Annotated in this window: 5 protein-coding genes; 3 read left to right on the forward strand and 2 right to left on the reverse strand. The window is 42.5% G+C overall.

The annotated features are described in order from the left end of the window. Positions 1–111: 111 nt before the first annotated feature. The 3 genes from ACZFYI_RS13995 to ACZFYI_RS14005 all read left to right on the forward strand — a co-directional run bounded on the left by ACZFYI_RS13995 (position 112) and on the right by ACZFYI_RS14005 (position 3,120). Positions 112–570, forward strand: coding sequence for a CBS domain-containing protein (locus ACZFYI_RS13995; RefSeq protein WP_462524749.1), 459 nt, complete (start codon positions 112–114; stop codon positions 568–570). 220 nt (positions 571–790) lie between these two features. Next, entirely contained in the window at positions 791–2,320 is a 1,530-nt protein-coding gene (locus ACZFYI_RS14000) for a sulfatase-like hydrolase/transferase (RefSeq protein WP_462524750.1), read from the forward strand. After that, positions 2,317–3,120 carry an endonuclease/exonuclease/phosphatase family protein gene (locus ACZFYI_RS14005; protein ID WP_462524751.1) on the forward strand — a complete coding sequence of 268 codons (804 nt, stop codon included), beginning with the start codon at positions 2,317–2,319 and terminating at the stop codon, positions 3,118–3,120. The genes ACZFYI_RS14000 and ACZFYI_RS14005 overlap by 4 nt, the downstream gene beginning before the upstream one ends. Here ACZFYI_RS14005 and ACZFYI_RS14010 read toward each other — a convergent pair. Then, positions 3,117–5,600, reverse strand: coding sequence for a DUF3857 domain-containing protein (locus ACZFYI_RS14010; RefSeq protein WP_462524752.1), 2,484 nt, complete (start codon positions 5,598–5,600; stop codon positions 3,117–3,119). The two genes, ACZFYI_RS14005 and ACZFYI_RS14010, sit on opposite strands and share 4 nt — an antisense overlap. 97 nt (positions 5,601–5,697) lie before the next feature. Beyond that, positions 5,698–6,187, reverse strand: a 490-nt coding sequence (locus ACZFYI_RS14015; RefSeq protein WP_462524753.1) for a DUF6265 family protein, incomplete at its 5' end; no start/stop codon positions are given.

Consider the following 6,187-nt stretch of genomic DNA (forward strand, 5'->3'; position numbering starts at 1 on the left):
AATGTATTTAATTATGTAATAAAATATTGAATTTGAATTTTTTATATCTATCTAATTTGTTTTGGAGTTTTAATTCCTTAAATTATTAAGCTCAAAATAACCGATACAACTATGGTAAAAAGTTTTCAAGGCGTGAGGGTGGTAGAACCCAAAAAAGCAGCAGCACCCATCCTGGTCCGAGACCATATGAGTACCAATTTGATCACCTTCCGGCCCGGAGATTCGATAGACCACGTACTGGAGATGCTTACCAAGAAGAAAATCTCCGGCGCTCCGGTTCTGGATTCCAATGGCAACCTCGCCGGGATTATATCAGAGGTGGACTGTTTGAAGGAAATCATCAAAGGTAAATATTCCAATACCCCCACATTTCCCGGAACGGTGTCCGAGCATATGACGAAGGATGTGATGACACTTTCTCCCGACCTCTCCCTATTTGATGCAGCACAAAAATTTCTGGATAATAAAATCAGGAGGTTTCCTGTCATGAAGGATGGAAAATTGGTCGGTCAAATCAGTTTGAGTGATATTATAAGGGCATTTCCCAAATTAAAATCAACGACTTGGTAAGCCATCTTTTTTCCATAAAAACCTTGGTGATGTTTTCACCAAGGTTTTTTTGTGGCATTTCCGATTAACTTAATAATAGCCATTGGGTAGGAGTGAGGCACTTGTTTTCACTCCTTTTGCCATATGGAAAAAAATCAATCCATTGCTTATAAGTTTAGTGGTCTTAAAGCTGAGGACCATTTTATTCTTAAATAAAACAAAACTTTAAACCCGCAAAAAAATGCGACTGAAAACTTCAATCCTCTGTTTTTTAGTATTGATTTTGGTGTTCTCCTGCAATCAAAAGCAGAATCAAACCGCCGTCGAAAAACCAAATGTACTCATCATTTACACCGATGATGTCGGATATGGAGATATTGGTATCTATGGAGGCTTGATTCCCACTCCCAATATTGATGTATTGGCTGAGACAGGATTGAAATTTTCCAATGCTTATGCGACTGCCGCAACTTGTACTCCTTCACGGTATTCCTTTTTGACAGGTGAATATGCCTGGAGGGCAAAAGGCCGTGGTGTGGCGCCTGGTGATGCGCAGGCCTTGATCAAGCCGGGAACGGAGACACTGCCTGCGGTTTTCAAAAAAGCAGGTTACCAAACAGGGGTGATAGGCAAATGGCATTTGGGTTTGGGAGATGAAAAGGGACCTGATTGGAATGGAAAAATCAGCCCCGGGCCCCTTGAGATAGGCTTTGACTACTCTTTTTTGATCCCCGCGACAGGGGATAGGGTTCCAACCGTTTTTGTAGAAAATCACCGAGTAGTCAATCTCGATCCGAATGATCCGATCAAAGTGAGTTATAAGGAAAAGGTCGGAGACTGGCCTACCGGAAAAGACAATCCTGAACTTCTGACTACCATGTGGTCCCATGGTCATGACCAAACCATCGTCAACGGCATCAGCAGGATAGGGTATATGGAAGGAGGGACGGCAGCCTTATGGCGGGATGAGGATATTGCCGATCAGCTGGTCGACAAAGCAAAAACCTTCCTTTCCGAAAATCAGGAAAAGCCTTTCTTTTTGTTTTTCTCTACCCATGACATCCATGTGCCAAGAATTGCCAATGAAAGGTTCCAAGGAAAATCCGGATTTGGACCTAGGGGTGATGTCCTCCTGCAATTAGACTGGACAGTCGGAGAGCTTCTTAAAAAACTGGAAGAACTTGGGATAAGAGACAATACCATGATCCTTTTCAGCTCAGACAATGGCCCTGTTCTCGATGATGGATATGTCGACCAAGCCAAGGAACTCATTGGTGACCACAAGCCTTCACGGAACCTTAGGGGAGGGAAATACAGTGCTTTTGAAGCGGGAACGCGTGTGCCCCTGATAGTCAACTGGCCTGCTGGAATAAAAAAAGGAGAGACAGATGTATTATTTTCCCAAGTAGATTTTTTGGCATCCTTCTCGGCTTACTTGAAAATAGATTTCAACAAGGAGCAGGCCATAGATTCCCAAAACCATTGGGAGGCTTTGACCGGAAAATCTAAAAGCGGGAGGACGGGATTGGTACAGGAAGCTGTACAAAACGTGCTCTCTTATGTATCTTCAGATGGTTTCAAGTACATTTCCCCAAGCAATGGTCCTGCTATGATTCAATGGGGTCCTGAAATTGAAACCGGATTTTCAAAATCCGAGCAACTCTACGATATCAAAAATGATCCTTCTGAACAGGTAAACATGGCTGACATGAACCAAGCCAAATTAGAGGAAATGAAAAAGGCCCTCCAACAAATTGTGTCGAAACAATGAAAATCACTTCCTGCTTTTTTGTCATCCTGCTGTGTAACTGGATATTATTTCCTATGAAAGCAAAATCCCAAGACAGGGTTCTCACCCTGATGACTTATAACATTTACCATGGTGAAGATCCATATTATCCAGGTAAAAGCAATATCAAGGAAATCGCCGACCTGATCAATCAAATCAAACCTGATCTCATCGCCCTCCAAGAAGTGGATAGCATGACCCTTCGAAGTAAAGCTGTAAATCGGGAAGGGAAGCAGGATTTGATGTTGGAATTAGGAAAATTGACCGGAATGAAATCCTTTTTTGCCAAGGCGATTGATTTTTCGGAAGGAGGATATGGGGAAGGTATTTTGAGCAGATTGCCTGCCACTTTTCATACCTATTCTTTGCCGACTCCAAAAGGAGGGGAGGGTAGGAGTCTGGCTGTGGCCAAGGTGGATCTGGGAAATGGGGAATCGATAGTATTTGCAGGGACGCATCTCTGTCATGAGTACGCGGAGAACAGGACTGCGCAGGTGGTTGCGATCCAAAAAGTACTTTCAGAATTTGATGGCCTTTCAGTGTTGACCGGGGATTTCAATTTCACTTCTGAGGAAAATGGATACTCTTTGCTCTCAAAAGGATTTTTGGACGCAGCCTTGGAATATGGCAATCCCCAAAACACCTATTCCTCCAAAGAGCCAAAAATACGCATTGATTATTTTTGGTTGGGGAAAGGTACAGATTGGGAGATTATATCTGTGGAAGTATTGGGTGTGGAATATTCTGACCACAAACCGGTGGTGGTGAGACTCAGGTATTAATCTCTTGGCCTAAAGGTTTTGCAGAAAGTTGATTTTACCCTTTCTGATTTTATGAAATAAGGGATCCAAATAGCTGCTGCAGCCGTAGCTCGTATGATTTCCCTTGTCTCAACTTCATAATCAGGATTTAGGAAATATGCAGCAAAATTATCCAATATGACCACGCTGATGCTGATACTGTAAAACACGACCATCAACTTTGGAACACTTGTTCTTCTTCTCAAAAACAACGCAATCAAGATCAGGGTGAAAGCGAGAAAACAGAAATTATAAACCATTTCAGTCACAAACAATAACCTTAAACCCATGCCATGGGTGTTGACATTGACCCAAGTCTGCTCGCTGAAATACTCAATTTCAAAAATAGTGATCAAAAGATAAACAGGGGTAGCCAACAACCCGATCGTAGGAAAGACAAGCCATCCGCCGATGGCTTTGTTTTCTGCAAATTCCCATGGAACCGGATCGTAATTTTTATAAAGTTTTATTCCAAAATAAATCCCAAAGCCAATAACGATCAGGGCAAGTAAAATAGAAAGTTGCCCGAGATTTGAGGAACCCTTTTTCTGACCGGTATGTGTCACATAGAAGGAAAGTTCCTTCATGACCTCCTCTTTCTTTTTCAACAATTCAGCCACTTCAATAGCAGGTATGGTATTTTTTAGGCGCTTCAGGGAATGTTCCACCACTACGGTATTACCGGAGCCAAAGATTTTATTGTCGTATGTGAATGCGCCGGCATCAATGGAATTTTGATAGGGGGTAATATTCCAGTTTTCTGGGAGAACTACTTGGGTGGTTTGGTAAAACTCCTCGGGATCACCCACAAAATATGGCATCGTCCTATTGGCGGACTTTGGAAGTTCGAGCAGGGACTCCAGGACAATCGGATAAATCTGCCCATACACATAGCTGCTGTCATCTGCGTTTTGCCAGAAATCCGGAATTTGGTAATACTCTTCCACAGTCAGCAGGTTTTCACCGTTTCGGTTATAATCCATCAACTTAACTACCGCCGTGGAGGAGATTCCCGGGTACAGGTTGGCATAGTAGTTCAAGTACTCCTGCGTGATTTCCTCTTTTGGCTTGTTTGCAAAATAGGCCCTTGTTTCATCGGCTTTTCTGCCATACATCTCAGAGCGGACGATAAATTCGGCATTTCCCGAAAAATCATTTACTGTAATCAGTTCATTGATTTTGGTATAAGGAACTTTTCCTTGGGGAATTTCAATCAGGTCTTTGACACCTTCTTTGATGACCAAGCCCACACCATAATCCGGAAAAAAGGAGTCTTCAAAAGATCCTCCCTGATCTGAAATGGTGGGATCAACAAAATAATTTTTTCCTTCCCATTCATAGGTCACCACACAATGGTCGAAGGCACTTTGACTCGGCTGCAAAGCTTTTGTTTCGCTTTTCCATTCAGTATTTACCAAAAGTGGATAGGCTTTTACGCCTTCTTCCCGCAGCAGGGCCACCAATAGAAGCGATTTGTCCTTGCAGTCTCCGAATTTTTGGTCATAAACCTTTTTTGGGGAGTTGGGCCGGTAGGCACTCATCCCTGACTCTAGGCCTAAATACCTGATGTCATCTTGGACCATGCGGATCAACTCAGGGATTTTTTCTTCAGTCAAAGCCTTTTTGTTGACGCTTTTGGAGATTGGGCTGATCTCTCGGGCATCATATTGATACAATGGCAATGCCCATGAAACCACTTCCTCCCATCCTGAAAAATTAGAGACAGAAGTCATCGGATAATTGGCAAGCCAATTGGGTACGTTGATGTCGAATAACTTTGGGCTCAAAGCTTCATTTTCCCAACTGTAGATTTTTTGACCGGGGGCCTGTTCGATGGTCGGGCTGTATTGATGTTCGATATTTTTGAAATGGAGGTCTGTATCTGCTGCGGTGATAATCCTATAGTGAAATTTTTGAACAGGAAAATAGAGCTGATGGTATAGGTCAGTAGAGAAAAAATCCTTGTTGACCGGGTTAAATCCCTTAATGGAATAACTGTATTCGATGATATCCTGCTTTTGTACATCAGAAAGGTGAATAAGGGCTGACAAGGAACCATCATAAATATACTGGTTTGCACCGGACTCCCTTTGAATGGTTTTGACTTCGTCTAGGTTAAGTTTGTTTATGGCTTTGCCCTCTCTCCATATGGTGATTTCATGGATGAAGAGGGTTTGGTAAGTGGGATCATAATTGATGCTGATGTCAGAATTCTCCTGAATGCCATCCACGGTCAGCACCTGAATTTTGTAATGGGAAAAAGATGTTTTCTGCGGAATATGGTACTGCCTTTCAAACAACAGGTAGGTGAAGCCTCCTTCAGTCGGCTTGGGAGATGCTTTTTCAATTCCCGGATGAGGTTTTACCCATTCAGGGACAGGCGTGGTTTTTACCTGGGCAAAAGAAAAGCTAAAATGAAAAAACAATAAAAATAAGGAAATCGGGTGATGGATTTTCCACATAAAGTATCGTAACTAATGATTTTTTGGAAATATAAATAATTGGTCAATAAAATTCCTATACCTGTGGAAAAAATATTTAACGGTTTAGTTTCTCCCATTAAAGTTCCCTTTTTTTATACCTGAATTCCTCAATGCTTTTTATCCCATCATTGGTCAGGGAGAGTTTGAGGATCAGTTCATCCCCATCTCGGTGAAAAGTTATCCCGCTGAAATACGCTGTTTGGGCTTCGGATTTGATAAACTTAAAAATCGTCCATTCTTCCTTTTCTTCCCAAGCGCTCAGGTCCCTGTTGAAGTGTTTGAGTTTCAGGAAAAGCTTGCCGTCTTCTTCGACCATGTTCATGTATTCAGAGAATATCAGGCTGCCATTCATCATGAACCTGAAAGTTCCCACCATGCTGTTGTCCAAAGCAGGCAGCCAAAGCTCGTCGCATTCCCCGCCCAAGCCTGTTCCCGACCAATAACCCGCTATCCAATCAAATTGCTGAATAGAACCAATTCCGGCAGCTTGGTCTTTGTCGAGGTATAGCACTTCTTGGGCTTGAATCTTGCCAAAAATCAGGAATGATATCAGGAAGAGGAGGAAA

This window comes from Aquiflexum sp., from assembly GCF_977115555.1.

Bases quoted from the DNA above. Each gene is read 5' to 3' on its own strand.
- ACZFYI_RS14000 (WP_462524750.1), top strand. From the start codon at position 791: ATGCGACTGAAAACTTCAATCCTCTGTTTTTTAGTATTGATTTTGGTG.
- ACZFYI_RS14010 (WP_462524752.1), bottom strand. From the start codon at position 5,600: ATGTGGAAAATCCATCACCCGATTTCCTTATTTTTATTGTTTTTTCAT.
- ACZFYI_RS13995 (WP_462524749.1), top strand. From the start codon at position 112: ATGGTAAAAAGTTTTCAAGGCGTGAGGGTGGTAGAACCCAAAAAAGCA.
- ACZFYI_RS14005 (WP_462524751.1), top strand. From the start codon at position 2,317: ATGAAAATCACTTCCTGCTTTTTTGTCATCCTGCTGTGTAACTGGATA.